The organism is Pseudoclavibacter sp. RFBJ3, from assembly GCF_002931375.1.
Classification (GTDB): Bacteria; Actinomycetota; Actinomycetes; order Actinomycetales; family Microbacteriaceae; genus Pseudoclavibacter.
Window position 1 is genome coordinate 264,608 of record NZ_PSXZ01000009.1, and the last position, 20,869, is coordinate 285,476.

The 20,869-nt window shown below is 69.5% G+C and carries 16 protein-coding genes; 5 read left to right on the top strand and 11 right to left on the bottom strand.

Annotated elements, in window-relative coordinates:
- Window positions 1-48: 48 nt before the first annotated feature.
- The gene (locus tag C5E07_RS10580) at window positions 49-1,029 is read left to right on the top strand and encodes a LysR family transcriptional regulator (protein WP_104299484.1); all 981 of its coding nucleotides are present in this window, start codon (window positions 49-51) and stop codon (window positions 1,027-1,029) included.
- Here C5E07_RS10580 and C5E07_RS10585 read toward each other — a convergent pair.
- Complete coding sequence (locus C5E07_RS10585) at window positions 944-2,203, bottom strand: MFS transporter (RefSeq protein ID WP_181057931.1); 1,260 nt, start codon at window positions 2,201-2,203, stop codon at window positions 944-946. The two genes, C5E07_RS10580 and C5E07_RS10585, sit on opposite strands and share 86 nt — an antisense overlap.
- 146 nt (window positions 2,204-2,349) lie before the next feature.
- Here C5E07_RS10585 and purU point away from each other — a divergent pair, with 146 nt between their 5' ends.
- Window positions 2,350-3,207: a formyltetrahydrofolate deformylase gene (gene purU, locus C5E07_RS10590; protein WP_374953203.1), complete on the top strand. Its 858-nt coding sequence runs from the start codon at window positions 2,350-2,352 to the stop codon at window positions 3,205-3,207.
- A gap of 271 nt (window positions 3,208-3,478) precedes the next feature.
- Entirely contained in the window at window positions 3,479-4,375 is an 897-nt protein-coding gene (locus C5E07_RS10595) for a DUF559 domain-containing protein (protein WP_181057933.1), read from the top strand.
- Window positions 4,376-4,565: 190 nt separating this feature from the next.
- Here C5E07_RS10595 and C5E07_RS10600 read toward each other — a convergent pair whose 3' ends face one another.
- The 4 genes from C5E07_RS10600 to C5E07_RS10615 form a co-directional block, all read right to left on the bottom strand.
- Window positions 4,566-6,716, bottom strand: coding sequence for an anthranilate synthase component I (locus C5E07_RS10600; RefSeq protein WP_258063879.1), 2,151 nt, complete (start codon window positions 6,714-6,716; stop codon window positions 4,566-4,568).
- A 24-nt stretch (window positions 6,717-6,740) separates the two neighbouring features.
- Entirely contained in the window at window positions 6,741-8,519 is a 1,779-nt protein-coding gene (locus tag C5E07_RS10605) for a chromosome partitioning protein (RefSeq protein ID WP_104299404.1), read from the bottom strand.
- Window positions 8,520-8,535: 16 nt separating this feature from the next.
- Window positions 8,536-9,534 carry a malate dehydrogenase gene (locus C5E07_RS10610; protein ID WP_104299405.1) on the bottom strand — a complete coding sequence of 333 codons (999 nt, stop codon included), beginning with the start codon at window positions 9,532-9,534 and terminating at the stop codon, window positions 8,536-8,538.
- Between the two features lie 97 nt (window positions 9,535-9,631).
- Window positions 9,632-10,849, bottom strand: a complete 1,218-nt coding sequence (locus tag C5E07_RS10615; protein ID WP_104242572.1) for an NADP-dependent isocitrate dehydrogenase — start codon at window positions 10,847-10,849, stop codon at window positions 9,632-9,634.
- Between the two features lie 86 nt (window positions 10,850-10,935).
- Here C5E07_RS10615 and C5E07_RS10620 point away from each other — a divergent pair, with 86 nt between their 5' ends.
- Window positions 10,936-11,412, top strand: a complete 477-nt coding sequence (locus C5E07_RS10620; RefSeq protein WP_104242574.1) for a GNAT family N-acetyltransferase — start codon at window positions 10,936-10,938, stop codon at window positions 11,410-11,412.
- A 105-nt stretch (window positions 11,413-11,517) separates the two neighbouring features.
- Here C5E07_RS10620 and C5E07_RS19780 read toward each other — a convergent pair whose 3' ends face one another.
- From C5E07_RS19780 to C5E07_RS10640, 4 genes are all read right to left on the bottom strand, one after another.
- Complete coding sequence (locus tag C5E07_RS19780; protein WP_258063881.1) at window positions 11,518-12,819, bottom strand: dimethylarginine dimethylaminohydrolase family protein; 1,302 nt, start codon at window positions 12,817-12,819, stop codon at window positions 11,518-11,520.
- Window positions 12,820-12,886: 67 nt separating this feature from the next.
- Entirely contained in the window at window positions 12,887-14,533 is a 1,647-nt protein-coding gene (purH, locus tag C5E07_RS10630) for a bifunctional phosphoribosylaminoimidazolecarboxamide formyltransferase/IMP cyclohydrolase (RefSeq protein ID WP_104299406.1), read from the bottom strand.
- On the bottom strand, window positions 14,530-15,138 hold the full coding sequence (gene purN, locus C5E07_RS10635) for a phosphoribosylglycinamide formyltransferase (protein ID WP_104299407.1): 609 nt from the start codon (window positions 15,136-15,138) through the stop codon (window positions 14,530-14,532). The genes purH and purN overlap by 4 nt, the downstream gene beginning before the upstream one ends.
- Before the next feature lie 50 nt (window positions 15,139-15,188).
- Window positions 15,189-16,805 carry a DUF6350 family protein gene (locus tag C5E07_RS10640; protein WP_104299408.1) on the bottom strand — a complete coding sequence of 539 codons (1,617 nt, stop codon included), beginning with the start codon at window positions 16,803-16,805 and terminating at the stop codon, window positions 15,189-15,191.
- Window positions 16,806-16,837: 32 nt separating this feature from the next.
- Between C5E07_RS10640 and C5E07_RS10645 the strand changes: the two genes are divergently transcribed.
- Window positions 16,838-17,170: a chorismate mutase gene (locus tag C5E07_RS10645; RefSeq protein ID WP_104299409.1), complete on the top strand. Its 333-nt coding sequence runs from the start codon at window positions 16,838-16,840 to the stop codon at window positions 17,168-17,170.
- Window positions 17,171-17,249: 79 nt separating this feature from the next.
- On the opposite strand, the gene C5E07_RS10650 is transcribed toward C5E07_RS10645, so the two are convergent.
- Window positions 17,250-19,070, bottom strand: coding sequence for an ABC transporter ATP-binding protein (locus C5E07_RS10650; protein ID WP_104299410.1), 1,821 nt, complete (start codon window positions 19,068-19,070; stop codon window positions 17,250-17,252).
- A complete protein-coding gene (locus C5E07_RS10655; RefSeq protein ID WP_104299411.1) occupies window positions 19,067-20,737 on the bottom strand; it encodes an ABC transporter ATP-binding protein in 1,671 nt (556 codons plus the stop codon). Before C5E07_RS10655 ends, C5E07_RS10650 begins: the two co-directional genes overlap by 4 nt.
- Window positions 20,738-20,869 lie beyond the last annotated feature (132 nt).

Sequence of the window (20,869 nt, forward strand, 5' to 3'; positions counted from 1 at the left end):
AAGTGAAGGAAATTGACGCGTTTCCATCAGCACGTGTGATGATTGATCATGCTCGACGTACGCAAGCTCCGACTCCTCCGCGAAGTGCAGCTTCGCGGCACCCTGGCCGAAGTCGCCAAGGCCCTCAACTTCTCGCCGTCGGCCGTCTCGCAGCAGCTCTCAGCCCTCGAAGCGGAGCTCGGCGTCGAACTCCTCCGCAAGCACGGACGGCGTGTGCAGCTCACCCAGCAGGCCGAGATCCTCGCCGGACACACCGCGGAGATCCTCGAACGCCTCGAGATCGCCGAGCAGGAAGTGCTCGCCTCCTTCACCAGCGCCGTCGGCACCGTCCGCCTCGCCGTGTTCCAATCCGCGGCACTCACCCTCATCCCGCCGCTGCTTCACGTGCTCGCCGAAGAGCACCCAGGACTCCGCATCGAGATGGTGCAGCACGAACCGGAGTCGGCGCTGTTCGACACCTTCGCCGGCGACTTCGACGTCGTCGTCGCGGAGCAGTACCCGGGCCACGCCGCCCCGCACCACCCCGGCCTCGACAAGCGCCTCCTCACCGACGACGCCCTCCGTCTCGCCGTGCCCGTCGACTCCCCCGTGACCACGCTCGCGGACACCAGAGACCTCGCCTGGGTCATGGAACCGCAGGGCTCCGCGTCGCGCCACTGGGGCGAGCAGCAGTGCCGCGTCGCCGGCTTCGAGCCGGACGTCCGCTACGAGACCGCCGACCTGCAGGCGCAGATGCGCTTCATCGAGACCGGGCACGCAGTCGGCATCCTCAACGACCTCACCTGGGCGCACGCCGCCCCCAACGTGCGCTTCCTGCCGCTGACGGGCGTCCCACGACGCGAGATCTTCACGTCCATCCGCACCGCGAGCGCCGCATCGCCGACGATCGCCGCCGTCCGCGACGGACTGCAGCGGGTCGCCGACGACCTCAGTTCGAGCGGGCTCAGCTCGACTGCTGGAGCGGGCGCCGAGCCAGCACCGCGTCGAGCACCAGGGCACTCACGAGCCCCAAGCCGACCATCGCGATGAAGAACACGGGCAGCGCCACGAGCCCCGCGGCATCCAGCAGCAGACCGCCGACCAGCGCGCCCGAGCCGATGCCGAAGTTGAAGCCAGACGTGTACAGGGCGCTCGACAGGTCGCGGTGGCGAGACGGGGCTGCGTTCAGGATGCGGGACTGCAGCAGCGGCGGCAGCACGCCCATCCCGAGACCCCAGATGACCAGCGCGATGAGCGCGACCGTCGTGTCGTGCGCGAAGAGCAGCAGGGTCACCGCGACGAGCATCAAGAGGTAGCCCGTCGCCAGCCCCACCCGCGGCCGCGCCGTGAACACCACACCGGCCAGCGCAGTGCCACCCGCCGACGCGATGCCGTACGCGAAGAGCACGAGGCTCAGCGTCGCAACCGGGAAGCCGATCACGTCGAGCGAGTACGGCGAGATGTACGAGTAGAACGCGTACTGGGCGGTCATCGTGATCAGCGTGATGACGCACAGCAGGATCACCGTCAGCAGGGAACGCTGCGCGAAGCGGATGCGCTTCACCGGCACCGCAGGCCCGTCGGAGTCATCCGGAAGCGCGATGGGCCGCGTGGAGAACGACTCGTCGAGGTGATTCACCCGAGGCAGCAGGAACCAGAGGAGCACCGCGACGAGCAGCGTGATGACCGCAAGCGAGCCGAACGCGAAGCGCCAGCCGAACGCCTGACCGAGCGCCGTGCCGATCGGAACGCCGAGGACGTAGGCGATCGCCCCGCCACCCAGCGTGATCGAGACGGCGCGCGTGAGCAGCTCCCTCGGGGCGATGAGCGAGATGTACGAGGCGACGACCGCCCAGAAAACGCCGTGCGCGAGGCCCGTGATGACACGCGTCACGACGAGCCACGCATAGGTGGGCGCGAACGCCGACGCGATCGAGCCGATCGCGAACACCGCGAGCACGACGACCAGCAGGGCATGACGCGGAACACGCTTCGTGAGTGCCGTCAGCGGCGTGCTCGTCAACACGACCGTGAACGCGAAGATCGTCATCAGCCAGCCGATCTCCGCGCGAGTCGCGCCCAGATCGACCGTCATTTGCTCGAGCAGCCCGGTCGGGAGCATCTCGATCGTGACGCTGATGAACGTCGAGAACGCGAGCGCGATGAGAGGGACGAGCGGCAGCTTGGGGGCAGACGTCAGCGGAGAAGAAGTGAGAGAAGTCATTCGCAGGATCCGAACGGCGCACTCCGGACGAGCGGGAAACCTCGTCAGGGAGTCGACTGCGTGCATACCGGCACGCCGGGGGCCGAGCGATCCGCCCGACCACGTCCGATTCTATACGGTGGCGTCAAGACGGCTACCCTGAACTCGTGATTCCAGAAGCGACTCGATGGGTGCTCACCCTCAACTGCCCAGACCAGCCAGGCATCGTCCACGCCGTCACGGGAGCCATCGTCGACTCCGCCGGCAACATCGAGGAGCTCCAGCAGTTCTCGTCGATCGACACTGGTCGCTTCTTCATGCGCGTGGACGTGCGCACCGACGCCAGCCGCGAAGAGCTCCTCGCGCGACTCGAGCCCGTCGCCGAGCGGTTCAGCGCGGAGGTCTCCCTCGACAACGCCGGCCGCCCCGTCCGCACCCTGGTCCTCGCGACCAAGGCCGGACACTGCGTCAACGACCTCCTCTTCCGCCAGCGCTCCGGCCACCTGCAGATCGACGTGCCGCTTGTGCTCGCCAACAACGAAGCCCTCAAGGGCCTCGCCGAGTTCTACGAGGTGCCGTTCGAGTACCTGCCCGTCACCGGACCCGACGAGAAGGCGGCATTCGAAGCGCGCATCCTGCAGGTCGTGGAGGAGCAGCAGATCGAGCTGGTCGTGCTCGCTCGCTACATGCAGATCCTCTCCCCCGAGCTGTGCGCGGAGCTCGCCGGCCGAGCCATCAACATCCACCACTCGTTCCTCCCCGGCTTCAAGGGCGCGAACCCCTACCGGCAGGCGCACGCGCGCGGCGTGAAGCTCATCGGAGCCACCGCCCACTTCGTGACCAGCGACCTCGACGAGGGCCCGATCATCGAGCAGAACGTCGTGCGCGTCGACCACACGCGGGCGCCCCAGGAGCTCATGGCCATCGGCCAGGACGAGGAATCTCGCACCCTCACGCAGGCCGTGAAGTGGTTCTCGGAGCACCGCGTTCTCCTCGACGGGCAGCGCACGATCATCTTCCACTGATCGGAGCGGAACGCTCCGGTCACGCCGAATCGCGCGCGGCGGGCAGCCCGCGCCTCCACCTCCGCCACTGCCGCCGACACTGCCGCTGCCGCTGCCGCTGTCCAACATCAGTGCACTGTGGCCGCATTCGCTGCCCTGAGTGCCAGATGGCGTCGAAATCGCACTGATGTTGGTCAATCGACTTCTGCACTGCTGGTCTGTGGAGAGGGCGCTCTTCACAAGCACTGCATCCCTCACCACAACGATGCGCCCGGTGTCGTTCAGTGGGGCCATGCCGAAGAAGCTGCCACCCCAGCCGTTCACTCCGCCACCCGGAGGCGTCTTCTCGAGGCGGGAGTGGCATGAGAGCGGCAATACGCGTCGTTCCCTCGAGTCACTTGTCCGAGACGGCTCCGTGCAGCGCCCGGCACCCGGCTGGTACGCGATCACCGGAGCCTCTCAGCGGGCGATCCAAGCTGTGCGACTCCGCGCTCGCCTCACCTGCCTGAGTGCACTCAGCGTCTCCGGAGTCTGGACACCGCCAGATGAGAACCTCCACGCCAGAATCGCCACGGGAGCCCGCGGTGTGACGAGCTCACGCAACGGAGATGGCGAACCGACGGTCCTCTGGCACCGAAGCGTCCGCGGGCGCGGCGAAGCCCTCGCCCTGCGTGCTGTCGACGACGTCAGCGTCTCCCTGAGCTGCGCGCTCACGTGCCTGCCGACCCGAGACCTCGTCATCGTCGCGGACTCGGCGATCCAACTCGGCAAGGTCGACCACAGTTCACTGATGGCCCTCGCGGATGGCCAGCCAGCGCACGCCAGGAAGAAGCTCGATTTCGTGGACGGGAGCAGCCAGTCCGGCACCGAGAGCATCGTGCGTCTCTGGTGTCAGCTCCGGGGCTTCACACCGAGACCGCAGATGTGGATCTCTGGGGTCGGGTTCGTCGACCTCGTCGTCGGGGAGCGCCTGGTCATCGAGTGCGATTCCCGCGCGTTCCACGCCGATGAAGACCGGTATCGGGCAGACCGGGAACGCGACCTGGTCCTGAAGGCCCTCGGCTATCGGGTGCTGCGACTCACCTACGAGCAGATCATGCACCGATGGCCAGAGGTCGAGGGAGCACTGCTCGCGCTCCTCGCGAGTGGTGCGCACCTGGCTTCCGGTTCCCGGCGGCGTCGCGCGTGACCATCTTGAGTGCGATATCCGGTGCCAGAGCGCGTGAGACACCGAGAACACCGAGATCTGCACTGATGTTGGACAGACCGGAGCCTCTGGGTCCCAGAAAACACGTCGGCGGCAGGGGCGAGCGCGAGACGGCGGCGGCGAGACGGCGGCGGCGGCGAGACGGGAGGTCGCCACCGCCCCCGAATCCGCCTCAGGCGGCGGGGACTCGGGCCGGGATGCGCTCCATGACGGCTTCGATGATGCGCTTCCCGGCAGAATCGCGCAGGGTCATGAGCGATTCCGGGTGGAACTGCACGGCGAAGATCGGCAGCTCACGGTGCTGGATGGCCATCGGGATGCCGTCGTCGTCGGAGGCGACGAGCACGAGGCTCTCGGGCATCGTCGCGGGGTCGATGTGCAGCGAGTGGTACCGGCCCGTGACGAACCGTTCGGGGAGTGCGTCCAGGAAGCCCGGGTTGGTGACGACGACCTCGCGTTCCTGGCCGTGCAGCGGGTACCCGAGCTGCCCGAGGGACGCGCCGAAGTACTCCCCGATGGCCTGCTGCCCGAGGCACACGCCGAAGACCGGCAGCGAGCGGTCGACGATCTCGTCGAGCAGCTCCGCGGACCTGAAGTCGCTCGGAGCGCCGGGCCCTGGCGACATGACGACCAGCGACGGCTGCTGCTCGTCGAGGATGCGCGCCATCTCCGCGCGCTCGATGCCCCCCTTCGGGATGCGGACCGTGCGCACCTCCGCGCCCGTCTCGCGCATGTACCCGGCGAGCATCTGCACGAACGAGTCCTCGTGGTCGAGGAAGAGGATGCGGTGCCCGACTCCGGAGCGCACTGGCTCGACCTCTGCGACGGGCTCGGGGGCGGCGCTCTCGGCGGAGGCGTCGAGCGCCTCGAGGAGCGCGGACGCCTTCATCTCCGTCTCGAGCTCTTCGGCTGCCGGGGTGGAGTCCATGAGGAGGGTGCCTCCCGCGCGAACCTCGGCGATGCCGTCGCGGATCATCGCGGTGCGGATCGTGAGGCCCGTGTTGACGTCGCCGTTGGCGAGGAGCACGCCGATGGCGCCGCCGTACCAGGTGCGGGGGCTGCGTTCGTGCTCGTCGATGAAGCGCATGGCCCAGATCTTCGGGGCCCCGGTGACGGTGACCGCCCACATGTGCGTGGCGAACGCGTCCAGTCCGTCGAACTCGGGCCGCAGCCTGCCCTCGACGTGGTCGACCGTGTGGATGACCTTCGAGTACAGCTCGACCTGCCGCCTGCCGATGATCTTGATCGATCCTGGCTCGCAGACGCGCGACTTGTCGTTGCGGTCGACGTCGGTGCACATCGTGAGCTCGGAGCGGTCCTTGTCGCTGTTGAGCAGTTCGAGGATGCGGTCGGCGTCTTCGATCGCGTCGGCCCCGCGGGCGATGGTGCCCGAGATCGGCACGGTCTCGACGCGGCTGCCGGCGACCCGGACGAACATCTCTGGGCTGGCGCTCACGAGGAACTCCTGGCCGCCGAGGTTCATGAGGGCTCCGTAGGGGGCCGGGTTGTTGCGCTTCAGGTAGGCGAAGACATCGGCGGGGCTTGTGCGCACGGGACGGCGGAAGGCCTGGCCTGGCACGACCTCGAAGAGGTCGCCGCGTGCGAACGAGGCCTTGGCAGATTCGACGAGGGCCGCGTACTCCCCCGGCTCGTGATCGCGGGACGATTGGGCGGATGCTGCGGGCGAGACGAAGGGACTGAGCACCTCGGTGCGGGGCATCCCTTCGGTCGAGGTCGTGTCGTCGGAGAACTCGAAGTCGTGCCTGGTGGCGTCGCCGCGCTGTCGGTCGACGGCGAGCACGGAGTCGGGCAGGAAGACGACGAGGTCGCGCTGGTCTCCGCCGTTCGGCGCCTCGAGGGCCTCGATCTGCCGGACGAGGTCGTAGCCGAACGAGCCGTAGAGCCCGAGGTGCGGGATGTCGTCCGGCATGGTCTCGATGATGGCGCGCAGCACGCTGAAGCTCGACCGCCTGCGGGTGCGCTGCTCCTCAGGGATGATCTCGTCACGCTGCGAGGTGACGTCGATCTCGACGTCGCCGTCGGCGAGCACTCGCACGCTGACGCCGTCGAGGCGCTCGAAGGCGTCGGTGAATGCGCGCAGCGGGATGTTCCCGCGCTCGTTCAGCGTGCGCATGCGCAGCGCGAACCCGCGCCCCTCGATCATGAGCGGCGGATCGATGAAGCCGATGTCCCATCGCGTGTACCTGCCCGGGTACTCGACGCCGGACGAGAGGACGACGCCGTAGCGGTCATTGAGACCGGTCTGGATGTCATCCATCTCTTCCGGGCTGGCAGCACGGGAGGTGTGGGAGATCGTGAGCACTGGGTTCCTAGGTCTGGAGTTCGGTCAGAGGCGTTCCGCGATGGCGGCGGTCGCGGTGCGCCACGCATCTCGCGTGGCTGGCTTGAGGCTCGAGACGCTGAGCTCACCGCCGCCGACGAAGGCGTGGTCGTACGGTACCTCAACGACGGCCCGCGTGAGGCGCTCGAAGTGGTGGTGCAGGCGCTCCTTGAGCGCCTGGTCTTCCTTCGCGGAGGGGCTGGAGAGGATCGTGACGGCGTTCTCGAGCTTCTCCCCGAAACCTCGCTCGCGGAGCCCGTCCGCGAGCCAGGCTGCGGACGCGGCGGTGTCCTCTCTGGCCGTGGAGACGATGACGAGCTGGTCGGCGACGTCGAGGGCCGCCTCCCAGTTGCTGGCGCGCATGTTGTTGCCGGTGTCGACGACGAGGACGCGGTAGAAGCGGCTCAGGGTGCGGTGCATGCGCGAGAAGGCCTCTGCGTCGATGATCGCCGCGGAGGCCGCGTCGTCATCGGATGCGAGCACGTCGAACTGCGCGTCACCCTGCGGTCGCACGAATCGGTCGACATCGGCGATGGTCGCGCCTCCCGACACCTCGAACCTCGGCAGTTGCCGCAGGAAGTCGACCGCCGTGTTGCGGTGGCTGCCGGCGTGCGAGCGCCACCCGAGGGTGCCGCGGGTCTCGTTGTTGTCCCAGGCGAGCGTGTAGCCGCCGCGGATCTCACCGAACGTGGCGGCGATCATGAGGGTCGCGGTGGTCTTGTGCGCGCCGCCCTTCGGGTTCATGACGACCACGGTGCGCGAGCCGTCGAACTGCCGCTGCACTCGTCGGATCTCGTCGCGTTTGACTCGCTCTGCCTCGCCTGGGCCGAGCTTGATGAGTCCGCCCGTTCCGAGGCGCAGGGCGCTGCGCCATCCCTGCTGCGCCGGTGCCTCCGGTGCCGCCTGCTTGTCGGCGAGCAGGTCGGCGAGCGTCGGGGCGGAGGTGTCGCTCTTCCGGCGTTCCGGCGCGGTCGCGGATGCTGCCCTGGCGACCGCTCCTGCGGTGGCGGATGCTGCGACCGGGGCCGGGTTCGCCGGCTCTGGCGCCGTGCTCGGACGAGCCAGCTCACGCGCTGCCGACTCGGCGCGTTCGAGCTCCTCGAGTTCGCGCATCTGACGCGCGTCCCGCGGGAATCTCGGCTGCCACGGCTGCGTGTCCTCGAGGCCGTCCTCGTCGATCCGGTCCTCGAACCAGACTGGGGGTGTCTCCGCGTTGGTCGGGGAGCCTGCCTCGTCCTCATGTTGGTCGGGGCTCTCGGGCGCGCGTCCGGTCTCGGGAAGCCCCGCTTCGAGCACTGGCGCTGGCTGCGCGACCTCCGCTTCCTGGTCGAGGGCGTGGTGCATCATCTCGACCCTCGGGATGCGCACGGTCTCGTGCACGTTGCCCTGCGGAAGGAACCCGTCGCTGTTCGCTGCGGACGTCTCGTCGTGGCGGTCCTGGGTGGCGGGGTCGCCCGAAGGCTCGGGCGCTGTCGCGCCAGGGGCGAGTCGGTCGGTGAGCTCGTCCTCGCCGGGCGCCAGCTCTGCGACGTCCCCCGTTTCGACGAGCCCCCCGTCTGGGGAGACGCGGAGCGGGAAGACACCGTCGATGTCGATCGTGCGCAAGTCGATCACGATCTCGTCGCGCGTCGCACGGTCGACGACGCGCGTCATGATCGCCGAGCGGAGCTCGTCCGCGTCGGCCGCGATGATGCGCTCGACCGAGTCGCCTTCCCGAATCTCGCCGACGCCGTCGCGGCGGATCAGCACCTCGAGCGCGAGGATGTCCGGTTCGGCATTGGTCATTGCAGCTCTTCTCACTTCAGGACGTCGACGGAACGAATCCGAGACTGACAACGGTATCGCGTTCGGCTTCGAGGTCTTCGACCGTCGCCGCGAGGCGCGTTCGCGTCAGCTCGCCGAGCTCGAGCCCCTGGACGACCTGCCAGTCGCCGCCGCTGGACGTGACCGGGACACCCGCGACGAGCCCTTCGGGAATGCCGTAGTCGCCCTTCGAGGGGAGCGCGGCCGTCGTCCAGTCGCCTTCGGGGGTCCCGAGCACCCAGTCACGGACGTGGTCGACCGCGGCGGATGCCGCCGAGGCGGCAGAGGAAGCACCTCGCGCCGCGATGATCGCGGCTCCCCTCGTGGCAACCGTCGTGACGAACTCGCCATCGACCCAGGCGTCGTCGGCGATGCGCTCACGGATCGGGACACCTGCGATCGTGCCGTGATCGACGTCGGGGACCTGCGTGTTCGAGTGGTTTCCCCAGACGTGGATCCGAGAGACCTCGCCGGCGCCGACGCCGGCCTTCGCGGCGAGCTGAGCGATCGCGCGGTTGTGGTCGAGACGCATCATGGCCGTGAAGCGCTCGCCCGGGACGTCCGGCGCTGCGGCTCGCGCAATCGCGGCGTTCGTGTTCGCGGGGTTGCCGACGACGAGCACGCGGACGTCATCGGCGGCGTGCTTCCCGATCGCGCGGCCCTGGGGCGCGAAGATGCCGCCGTTCGCTTCGAGCAGGTCGGCGCGGTCCATGCCCTCGCGCCTCGGCATCGACCCGACGAGGAGGGCGATGTTCGTCCCTTCGAAGGCCGCGTCCGCATCGTCGAAGACATCCACTGATCGGAGCAGCGGGAAGGCGCCGTCGGCGAGCTCAAGAGCCGTTCCCTCCGCCGCCTCGACCGCCTGCGGGATCTCCAGGAGCCGGAGCTCGACCGGAGTATCGCCGAGCATGGCGCCCGATGCGATGCGGAAGAGGAGCGAGTAGCCGATGTTCCCGGCTGCTCCCGTGACGGTGATGCGGACTGGCGTGGTGCTCATGCCTCCACCCTATTCGGCCAACGCAGAAGCCCCGCATGCTGCCGAGGCGGGATGCGGGGCTTCCGAGGCCAGAGCCTCGTGTGCGGTCGGGTGTCGCTTACGCGGACACTCGTGCTGCGAGGTTCTCGGCGATCGAGTTCATGAAGTCGTCGGTCGTCTGGAAGGGCGTGCCCTCGCCGACGAGCGCGGCGAGGTCCTTCGTCATCTTGCCCGACTCGACGGTCTCGATGACAACCTCTTCGAGGGCCTGCGTGAAGTCGATGAGCTCCTGGTTGCCGTCGAGCTTGCCGCGGTGCGCGAGGCCGCGCGTCCAGGCGTAGATCGAGGCGATCGGGTTCGTCGACGTGGGCTTGCCCTGCTGGTGCTGGCGGTAGTGGCGCGTGACCGTGCCGTGCGCCGCCTCGGCCTCGACGACCTTGCCGTCGGGAGTCGTGAGGACGCTCGTCATGAGGCCGAGCGAGCCGAAGCCCTGCGCGACGGTGTCGGACTGGACGTCGCCGTCGTAGTTCTTGCAGGCCCAGACGTAGCCGCCCTCCCACTTGAGCGACGCCGCGACCATGTCGTCGATGAGGCGGTGCTCGTAGGTGATGCCTGCTGCGTCGAACTTCTCCTTGAACTCGGCCTCGAAGATCTCCTGGAAGATGTCCTTGAAGCGACCGTCGTACTTCTTGAGGATGGTGTTCTTCGTCGACAGGTACACGGGGTAGCCGCGCGTGAGGCCGTAGTTGAGCGAGGCGCGGGCGAAGTCGGTGATGGATGCGTCGAGGTTGTACTGCACCTGCGCGATTCCATCTCCCGGGGAGTGGAAGACCTCGAACTTCTGCGGCTCCGAGCCGTCGTCCGGCGTGAACTCGACCGTGAGCTTGCCCTCTCCCGCGAAGCGGAAGTCGGTGGCACGGTACTGGTCGCCGAACGCGTGGCGGCCGACGATGATCGGCTTGTTCCAGCCCGGCACGAGGCGCGGGATGTTCGAGATGATGATGGGCTCGCGGAAGATGACGCCGCCCAGGATGTTGCGGATGGTGCCGTTCGGGGAGCGCCACATCTGCTTGAGGCCGAACTCCTCGACGCGTGCCTCGTCAGGGGTGATCGTCGCGCACTTGATGCCGACGCCGTGCTTCTGGATCGCGTGCGCCGCGTCGACCGTGATCTGGTCGTCCGTCTCGTCGCGCTTCTCGATGCCCAGGTCGTAGTACTCGAGGTTCACGTCGAGGTACGGGTGGATGAGCGTGTCCTTGATCTTCTGCCAGATGATGCGGGTCATCTCGTCGCCGTCGAGCTCGACAACCGTTCCTTCGACCTTGATCTTCGCCATAGAGTTCTCCTTCTGAGCGCGGTTTGCCTCCAGCTTACCGGGGCCGCATTCGGAGGATTACTCAGACGGAGCGCTACTCTGCATCCATGAGCGAGCTGTATATCGAAGAGCTGTCCGCCGACAACATCGTCGCCGCCAACACGCTCACACTGAAACCAGGCCAGGAGGCGTTCGTCGCGCCTGTCTCGCACTCCATCTCGGAGGCCTACGTCAGCCAGTCGACGTCGTGGCCGAGGGTCGTCGTGCTCGACGGTCGAGTCGTGGGCTTCATCATGGCCAACTTCGACGAGGACGCTCCCGACGAGCTGTTCCGGGCCACGATCATGCGCATGAACGTCGATGCCGACTACCAGCGCCGTGGTGTCGGGTCGTTCGCAGTGACGGCGATCCTCGATGAGGCTGCACGCCGCGGTTTCGACAAGGTGACCACCATCTGGGAAGAGGGCGACCTCGGGCCGGGCGACTTCTTCCGAAGCCTCGGGTTCGTCGTCACCGGCGAGACCCAGTACGGGGAGACGATCGGCGAGCGGGAGCTCAGCCAGCACGGAACCGGCTCGCTGTAAAGCAGTTCGACCGAAATCGCTGCCCGGCGTCTCACCCTCTTGCGGGACTGCGAGAGGGTGAAACGCCGGGCAGCGATCGTGGTGTGATCGGGGATGCGGTCGCGTCTAGTAGGCGCGAGCCGACAGGCAGGTGACCCCGCCCTCGAGCTTCTCGAACTCCGAGATGTCGAGGGTGACGACGTTGTAGCCGAGGCGCTTCACGAGCTTCGCGGTCGCCGGCGCGGCAGCGGAGACGAGCACGGTGTCCGCATCCAGCGGCAGGATGCTCGCACCGAGCAGCTCGGGTGCCTCGATGTAGCCACCGAACAGGGAGGGCTGCTCAAGCGCGGGAGTCCAGGCGAGGACGGTCCCATCGGGCAGGGCGGTCGCGACCGTCTTTAGGTGCAGCGCCCCGGTGATGGGCACCGCGACGACGCGGTAGCCGAGATCGAGCGCGATCTCGCGCAGCGCGCGGATGCCCTCGGCGTTCGTGCGGGTGGACGCGCCGACGTAGACGGTGTCGCCCGCGAGGAGCACGTCGCCCCCGTCGAGGGTCGCCGGGGCCTCGATCTCCATCGTGACGAACTCGGTCTCGGCGAGCGCCGCCCGAACGCCAGGCAGCTCGGCGCGACGGGACGCCGCCCCGCTGCGAGCCAGGATCGCGACCTGGCCGAGCACGATGACCTGGTCCTCGGTGAAGACCGAGTCCGGCATGGTCTCAGCCGCTGGCACCTCGCGGGTCTCCCACCCGTGCTCGTCCAGCAGCGCGACGTAGGACTCCCACTGCTCGTTGGCGCGATCGCGGTCGACCGCCGCGCGCTCCTGGAAGGTGACCTGGGCATCCTGCGGGTTCGCGGCGGGGATGCGCACGAGCGCCAGTTTGCTGTTGGACTCCGCGAACCGGCGGAGCTCCCCCGCGTGCGCGACGCGAGAGGACACCTCCCGGAGCATCTCGGCGACCTGCCGGCGGAACAGCGTCGGCCCGATGAGCGCCGTGAACACGGTGCCGGAGACGAGGAACACGAAGTTGAGCCCGAAGAACTCCGTGAAGATCGCCGACCACGTCTCGCTGGTGAACTCAGCGCCACCCGTCGCGAGCCGGACGACGTAGCCGACCGTGCCCGCGATGAGCGCGAGCACGAGTCCGGCGATCGCGGCGATCCACCAGTTGCGGAGCCACCCGAGCCAGCCGACGAGCGTGACGAGGATCAGCAGGAGGAGCACCGGCAGCGAGTAGAAGTCGAACGTGTCGGTGAGCGTCGTGAGCGGCGAGATGACCCCGGTGAGGTCTCGCTCGTTCATGACGACGAGCGAGGTGAGGAGTGTCGCCAACGCGACGCCCATCGCCGCGACGAGTGCCGCGTTGAAGCGCGTTCCGCCGTCGAGCTCGCTGACGCGGGTGACGGGTTGGGAGTTCTTGGTGCTCAATTGCTGCTCTCGTGGGTCTCGATTGCGGGCACGCTCAGATCGCGCGAGTCGCGCGGATCAGCGCGGATCAGTGGAAGAAGTGGCGCTCGCCCGTGAAGTACATCGTCACGCCCGCCTTCTCGGCGGCCGCGATGACCTCCTCGTCGCGGATGGATCCGCCCGGCTGCACGACGGCGCTCACGCCGGCCTCGAGCAGCACTTCGAGGCCGTCCGCGAACGGGAAGAACGCGTCGGACGCGGCGACGGACCCTGCGGCCCGCTCCCCCGCCCGCGAGACGGCGAGGTGGCAGGAGTCGACGCGGTTGACCTGCCCCATGCCGACTCCGACGGAGGCTCCGCCTGCGGCGAGGAGGATCGCGTTGGACTTCACGGCGCGGCAGGCTCGCCACGCGAACTCGAGGTCCTCGACGGTCTGCCCAGCGGCGGGGGCCCCGGCTACGAGCGTCCAGCTCTCGATGAGCGACACGCTCGGCTCGAAGCGGTCTGCGCTCTGGACGAGGAAGCCGCCGGAGATCTGACGCACCTCTCGCTCCTCTGGAGCCGGGTCTGCGGGAAGCTGGAGGAGGCGGATGTTCTTCTTCGCGCGCAGCGCCTCGAGCGCCTCTGGCGCAAAGCTCGGCGCGATGACGACCTCGGTGAAGATCTTGGCGAGCGTCTGCGCCATCTCGAGCGAGACCTCGCGGTTGGCAGCGACGACGCCGCCGTAGGCGCTGACCGGGTCGCAGGCGTGCGCACGACGGTGGGCCTCGGCGATGGCCTCGGCCGGCGCGAGGCCTTCAGGCGCGATCGCGATGCCGCACGGGTTGGCGTGCTTGATGATGGCGACAGCCGGCGAGGTGTGGTCGAACGCCGCGCGGAGGGCCGCGTCGGCGTCGACGTAGTTGTTGTACGACATCTCCTTGCCGTGGAGCTGCTCGGCCTGGGCGATGCCCCGGCCGTCGGCGCGCCCGTACACGGCCGCGACCTGGTGCGAGTTCTCGCCGTAGCGGAGGACGGCGAGCTGGTCGCCCTCGATCGTGAAGGAGCTCGGGAGCGCGTCGGACGCCGGGCCGGCGGCGGGCTCCGCGGCTCCAGCGGCCTCGACCTCCAGGATGTGCGACGCGAACCACGCGCCGACGGCCTGGTCGTAGCTCGACGTGTGCTGGAACGCGGCCGCGGCGAGCGCGCGACGCGTCGACAGCGTCACACCTCCGCCAGAGATCTCGTCGAGAACCCTGGTGTAGTCGCTCGGCGACGTGACGATCGTGGCGTTCGCGAAGTTCTTTGCGGAGGCGCGCACGAGGGCGGGGCCGCCGATGTCGATCTGCTCGATGATCGCCGGAGCATCCGCCCCGGAGGCGACCGTCTCGACGAAGGGGTAGAGGTTCACGACGATGAGCTCGAACGGCTCGATGCCGAGCTCCTCGAGCTGGCGGAGGTGGTCGGCGATCCGCCGGTCGGCGAGGATGCCGGCGTGCACGCCGGGGTGCAGCGTCTTGACGCGACCGTCAAGCGACTCGGGGAACCCGGTCACCTGCTGCACGTCGGTGACGTCGAAGCCCGCCTCGCGGATGGTCTTCGCGGTCGAGCCGGTGGAGACGATCTCGACCCCGGCTGCCTGCAGTCCTGAGGCCAGCTCGAGCAGGCCGCTCTTGTCGCTCACGGACACGAGCGCGCGCTTGGGCTCGATCCGCTCGAGGGTGGTCAGCGATTCGTGTGAAGCGGGGCTGCTCATGCGTTGGCTCTTTCCTCGAGTGCGATTTCGCCGGAGGCCACGCCTCTGACGGTGTCTTCCAGCAGACGGCGCTCCGCGACCTTGATGCGGCCGTGGAGCAGCTCCTCGGTGTCACCGGGGAGTACGGGGATGCGGACGCGATCGACGATCGGACCGGTGTCGACGCCGTTGTCGACGATGATGATGGAGGCGCCCGTCTCTGCCACGCCGGCTTCGAGCGCGTCGCGCACGGCGTGGGCGCCTGGGAACTCGGGCAGGTACGCGGGGTGGGTGTTCAGGAGACGCGGGGCCAGCGCATCCACCATGGCGGGTGGCACGAGCCGCATGAATCCGGAGAGCAGCGTGAGGTCTGGCTCGAAGCTCTGGATCTGCGCGAGCAGCTCCGCTCCCCAGGCCTCACGGTCGGCGAAGTCCTTCGGCCGCACCACGAACGACGGGATGCCGAATTCCTGCGCGAGGGCGAGGCCTGCGGCAGGCCGATCGGCGCCGATCGCCACGATCTCGGCGCCCATGGGCGACGCGGAGTCGGCGGAGGTCCGGAGTGTCTCGAGCAGCGCCTGCAGGTTCGAACCCGCGCCGGAGATGAGGACGACTACCTTGAGCACCGGGTCAGTCTAATCGCTGCGCACGGTCGGGGCTCCCGGGTCAGACCCGCTCAGTCGTCGAGGTCGATGTCGGCGTAGATGTCCGGCTCGTCGTCGTAGCGCGGGTTCTCGACCTTGAGCCGCTTCGCCCGGCGGATCTCGGACGTCTGCCGCTCGGCCGGCTGATCGTCGGTGCGCACCTCGAGTGCGGTGCCGGGCTTCTTCTCGACCTCACCCGGGTCCTCGAAGCGCTTCGAGACGGCGTCGGCGACCCAGGTGCGTTCGTCGGTGCCATCCCGTCGTGAGCGTCGCTTGGAGGAAGCAGCACTTGCGCGTGCCGGTGACGTGCTCTCCTTCTCGCGTGGCTGCGGTCTGCTCGCCTGGTCACGTCCCGTCGGCGTCGAAGTCGGCGTGCCGGCGGATGCGCGGCTGTGCTTCTTTCGTCCGTCACGGTCGCCCCTGCCGACTTCCTCGGCGTCGTCTTCGTCGACCTCGTCGTCGTTCTCGAGCTGCTCGGCAGAGAGCGGCACCAGCGCCCCGACAAGGGCGCCGAGGGCAAGCGTGCCGAACGCGCTCGCGCCGGTGAGCAGGGGGAAGGGGCCGATCTCCGCGAGGCGACCAGGGCCGGCCGAGCCGCCAGCTGCAAGGGCGAGGATCCCGATCGCGATGGCTGCGAGCGCCGCCGCCATCACCGCGACGGAGACGCGAGCCCACACGCCACGGGCTGCACCAGCCGGGGCGTGCATCCGCACCCCCACCATCGCGGCAAGCCCGACCAGGACAGGAACGGCGATGATCGAGACCGCGAGCACCGGCGGCGAGGCCGGGATGGCGCCGAGAAGCGGGAGAACCGGCATGGGACCGACCAGCGTCTCCACGGGCGTGACCTGCGAACCGGTGCCGATCGCGAATCCCGAGCCGAGCATCCACGCCGCAGACCAGGCGATGCCGTTCACGGCGATCACGAGCTGGCTGAGACCCACCACGATCGCGCTCGTCACATCGAGCGGGAGCGACTGGAAGAGCGCCAGGATGCTCGCGAGCCCCAGAAGGACCGCGATGAGCAGCAGCACCGCCCCAGCACCGAGGATGCCGGTGACCATGAGCCCGGCCGCCCGCAGTCCCTGAGACACGGACGCCCGTGTGCGCTCCTCGAGGTTCGAGAGGATCGAGCCGAACGGTGCGACCTGCCATCCGCGCGCCCCGACGAACGCGGCGCCAAGGAAGACGACCGCACCCACGATGGCGGTCTGCCAGACGCCGACGTCCAGGCCACGGGCGCTCGCCGCGAGCGAGACCCCGGCGGCGGCGGCGGCGAACACCGCTGCGGTGAGGAGGAGGCCGGGCCAGATGAGATCGGAGGCCGCACGCACGCGGACCCCGGTCACGTGTGCCAGCCACACCGTGATGAGCGTGAGGCCCAGCGGCATGACCCGCAGCGTGAAGCTCACCGCCTCGCTCCCGGCAGGCAGGAGACCCGAGCTCGGGTCGAGCACCGCCCCCACGGAACCCCCGAGCGAGAGAGCCCAGATGGCCGCCGCATACTCGAAGCCAGCGGCGAAGTCGCTGCCGAAGCCCGTCGTCGCCAGCTGCACCGCGACGACCGCGATCAGCGGGACGCCGAGGCCGACCGCAGCCGCGACGAGCGCGTCGACGGCCGAGTACAGGTACGTGATCGGGCGAGGCATAGCACCCCGACGATAGCCGCTAACCTGCCGGAATGACTGAATCAACAGGCCCGCACGAGATGACGGACATCCGAAGCGCCATCGATGCGCTCGATGCCCGAATCGTGGAGCTCATCGGCGAGCGGCAGCGCTGGGTGGAGCGCGCGGCGGTCGCCAAGCGCGGTCAGGACACTGGCGCGGTGCGCGCTCCAGCGCGCGTCGAGCAGGTCATCGCGAAGGTGCGGGCGCTGGCGGAACAGGGTGGGAGCTCCCCTGCGGTCGTCGAAGCGAGCTATCGCGCCATGATCGGGGCGTTCATCGAGCTCGAGCTGCGGCAGCACGGCGACAACGACACGGGTCGAACGGACACGGGCCGGTCCGACTGACCTCCGAGATCAGACGGCCCGCATCCTCGCGCTGACAGCAATCAGGTGCTTCCTGCCGCGCGCTTCGGCGGCGCGGAGGTCAGCGCTCGAGGAGCTGCTGGAACGGGCCTCCCGCGGCACGGAGACCGTCGGGCGCCCCCTCCTCCACGACCCGACCTGCGTCGAGCACGATGACCCGGTCGGTGTCGTCGAGCGTGTCGAGCCGGTGGCTGATCTCGAGGATGCTGCGCTGCCCTGCCCACTCAGCGAGGCGCGCGCGGACGGTGCGCTCGGTGGCACCGTCGAGCGCGCTCGTCGCCTCGTCGAGCACAAGCACTTCCGGGTTCGCCAGCACGGCGCGTGCGATCGCGACGCGCTGCCGCTGCCCGCCAGACAGTCCGCCGCCGCGCTCCCGCACCGGGGTGTCGAGCCCCTTCGGCTGCTCGCGCACCCACTCGTCGAGGGCCGCGACGCGCAGAGCCTTGAGTATCTCGTCGTCACTCGCGTCAGGTCGGGCGAGCGCCACGTTCTCCCCTACCGTGCCGTCGCTCAGGTACGGACGCTGTGGCACGAGTGCGATCCGGGTGCGCAGCTCGTCGAGCGGGATGCGCTGCAGGGGTCGCGGAGCACCGTAACGACTGCCGGCCAGCGACACCGACCCGAGATCCGGGTCCCAGAAGCGGAGGGCGAGCGACGCGATCGTGGACTTGCCGCTGCCGGACGGCCCCACCACGGTGAGGTGCTCGCCCGCGCGCAGCTCGAAGGAGACCCGATCGAGCACCGTCCTCGGTGCAGCGGAGGTCGAGCCGCCCGTGACCGGGTACGCGAACGTCACGCCCTCGAAGGCGAGCGCCACCGAGTTCGGCTGGGGTTCATCGACGTCGGTTCGAGCGGGCTGGACTTTCGACGCACTGTCGGCGAGCGCATCCGTCACCAAGGGCGGCCGCTCGATGACCTCGTAGAGGCGAGCGGCGCTCGCGAACGACGCGTTGAGGTCGGTCACGAAGCTCTCGACGGCGCGGGTCGGCACGAAGAGCCCGACGGCGACCGCGAGCGCGACGAGCAGCTGCTCGTAGCCGAGGCTCCCGGTCACGACGCCAGTGCCCCCGACGAGCAGCACCGCGAGCACTGAGGCCCACTGGAGCAGCACGACGAGTCCACCGCGGAGCGCGGCGACGCGGGAGGCGAACGCGGAGGCGCGAGCCCCCGACTCGCCGCGCGCATCCATGTCCGCGAGGCGAGCCTCGGCGTGCTCGAAGGCGAGCACCTCGCGCACGCCCTGGACGGAGTCGCTGACGTGCTGGGCGACGACGCCCTTCGCGGCGACGGTCTCCTGCGAGGCGCGCCAGCCTGCTCGCCCCCCGATCAGTGGGATGACCAGCACGACCAGGGCGACGAACGGCGCGACGGCGAGGGCCAGCGCCGCGCCCTGAGTGGTGCCGAGCCAGATGAGCGCGGTGACGGGGACAGCCACGGCCGAGATCGCCGGCGGTGCCGTGTGCGCGAAGAACACCTCGACTCGGTCGATGTCGCGCGTGCCGCGTTCGCTCAGCTCGCCGCTACCCGCGCCCTCGGTCGCGGCGGGAGCCTGCGGCGCGAGCCTGGCGTAGAACAGGTTCCGGAGACGCGCGAGGGCGGCGAAGGCCACGAAGTGGCCGCTGAACTGCTCGAGGTAGCGCAGGACGGCCTTGCCGAGCGCGAGCGCGACCATCGTCCAGATCGTGCCGGCAAGCGACAGCACCCCCGAGACGCCGAGCATCGCGACGACCAGGATGGCGATGCCAGCGAGCTGGCCGACGATCCGCAGCACGGTCGCGAGGGCCAGCGGCCAGAGCAGCGGCGCCGTCTGGCGCAGCAGCCAGGTGACGAGCTGGGGCCTGGTGGGCTGGCGAGTGTCGAGCGCAGTGGATGCGGCGGTCATCGTCGCGCTCCCCTTCCGTGTGGGTGGCCAGGGTGCTGCGGTGGCCCCGAGGGGGAACCGTCGGCGGCCGCAGAATGACTCGATGCGGTCGCTGTCGCTGTCGCCTCGAGCGTGACGACCCTGTCGGCTGCCAGGATGCTGGTCGGCCGGTGCGAGACCATGACCACCGTTCGCCCCTCGGCCAGCTTCGCGAGCGCACGCGTGATGAGGCGCTCCGAGCGCAGGTCGACCTGCGCGGTCGGCTCATCGAGGAGCAGCACGCTCGCATCGCGCAGGAACGCCCGGGCGATGGCGACGCGCTGCGCCTGCCCGCCCGAGATCGAGAGACCGCTCTCGCCGACCTGCGTCGCGAGGCCGTCCGGGGACCGCTCGAGGTCTTCGCTGAGTTCCGCCGCGGCGAGGGCAGCCCACAGCTCGTCGTCGCTGGCATCGGGCTTCGCGACTCGGAGGTTGTCGGCGACGGTGCCGGTGAAGAGGAACGTGGTCTGCTCGACGACGGCGAGCGCGGCCCGCGCCGGTGAGCTGCCTGCTGGCTCTCCCCCGACGAGCACGATGCCCTCACGAGGTGCGAGGAGCCCTTGGGCCAGGGTCAGGAGCGTCGACTTGCCCGAACCGCTCGGGCCGGTGATGACGACGCGCTCCCCGGGCTCGATGCGCAGCGAGTACTCCGAGAGCACCGCCTGCCCTCGCTCGTAGCCTGCGGTGACGCCGCGCAGCTCGAGCGCGGCCACCCCGCCTGATCCGGCGGGAGCCGGTGCCGCGCTGTCGGACACGGGCCGAGCGGCGACCGCGGCGCTCAGCTCCCGCTCGGCGTTGCGACCCGTCATGCCGATGTAGAAGAACTGGCCGACGATGTCGACGGGCCCCGTCAGCAGGGTCGAGAGCAGCACCAGGGCCGCGGCCTGACCCGGCGTGATGGCGCCGTCCCCGAGTCGCCAGACGGCAAGACCCGCCGCGCCCGTGATCATGGCGAGCGAGAAGACGGCGTCGACCGCCAGGATGAGCACCTGGTTGCCGGCGAGCAGCCGCATGACCCGGCGCCTGTTCTGCTCACCTCGCTCGCGCAGGTCCTCACCCGTCCGCGCGGCGGCTCGGTTGAGGGTCAGGGTCGTGAGGCCTTGGATGGCGCTGAGGAAAGCCGCCGAGAGCTGACCCGCGCTGCGCCGGTACGCGCCAGTCGATGAACGGAACGCGCGCTGGACCCCGATGATGATGAGCGGGATGAGCGGCACGAGCAGCAGCAGGAGGCCAGCGGTGAGCGGGTCGATGGCGACGGCGATGACCGCCAGCACGAGGAGCGGCGTCGTGAGCGACGCGATGATCGGCCCGAGGAATCCAGCCCGGTAGGCGGATGCCCGGTCGATCGAGGCGGTGGCCGTGCTGACGAGGGAGCCAGTGCGTTCCCGGCCGAGGGCCAGCGGCCCGACGGCGAAGAGCTGGCCGACAAGAAGCCGGCGCAGAGCACGTTCGGTCGAGTTCTTGCTGCGCTGGACCGTGACCGTCGAGACCGCGGCGGCAGCGGCGGTCGCCACGACCAGAGCGCCCATGAGGATGACGCTGCTCGCGTTCGGCACCTCCCCCGCGAGGATGCCGTCGAGTGCTCCTCCGACGAGCAGCAGGACTCCGGCCAGGGCCAGGGCCTGCAGCCAGCCGAGTGCCAGGGGCACTGCGATCCTCGCCCTCGGGGTCGCACCGACGACGCGCGCGTCGAGCGGAACCGCGGCAGCCGGATGGCCGCCAGGGCGGCCGCCAGGGCGGCCGCCCTGGTGTCCACCGGAGTGGGCCGCGGGACGCCCTCC

What these genes read in the sequence shown, in the direction of transcription:
- C5E07_RS10620 (WP_104242574.1), top strand. Translation starts at nt 10,936, where the DNA reads ATGAGCGAGCTGTATATCGAAGAGCTGTCCGCCGACAACATCGTCGCC.
- C5E07_RS10650 (WP_104299410.1), bottom strand. Translation starts at nt 19,070, where the DNA reads ATGACCGCCGCATCCACTGCGCTCGACACTCGCCAGCCCACCAGGCCC.
- C5E07_RS10615 (WP_104242572.1), bottom strand. Translation starts at nt 10,849, where the DNA reads ATGGCGAAGATCAAGGTCGAAGGAACGGTTGTCGAGCTCGACGGCGAC.
- purH (WP_104299406.1), bottom strand. Translation starts at nt 14,533, where the DNA reads ATGAGCAGCCCCGCTTCACACGAATCGCTGACCACCCTCGAGCGGATC.
- C5E07_RS10645 (WP_104299409.1), top strand. Translation starts at nt 16,838, where the DNA reads ATGACTGAATCAACAGGCCCGCACGAGATGACGGACATCCGAAGCGCC.
- C5E07_RS10595 (WP_181057933.1), top strand. Translation starts at nt 3,479, where the DNA reads ATGCCGAAGAAGCTGCCACCCCAGCCGTTCACTCCGCCACCCGGAGGC.
- C5E07_RS10580 (WP_104299484.1), top strand. Translation starts at nt 49, where the DNA reads ATGCTCGACGTACGCAAGCTCCGACTCCTCCGCGAAGTGCAGCTTCGC.
- C5E07_RS10640 (WP_104299408.1), bottom strand. Translation starts at nt 16,805, where the DNA reads ATGCCTCGCCCGATCACGTACCTGTACTCGGCCGTCGACGCGCTCGTC.
- C5E07_RS10585 (WP_181057931.1), bottom strand. Translation starts at nt 2,203, where the DNA reads ATGACTTCTCTCACTTCTTCTCCGCTGACGTCTGCCCCCAAGCTGCCG.
- C5E07_RS10610 (WP_104299405.1), bottom strand. Translation starts at nt 9,534, where the DNA reads ATGAGCACCACGCCAGTCCGCATCACCGTCACGGGAGCAGCCGGGAAC.
- C5E07_RS10605 (WP_104299404.1), bottom strand. Translation starts at nt 8,519, where the DNA reads ATGACCAATGCCGAACCGGACATCCTCGCGCTCGAGGTGCTGATCCGC.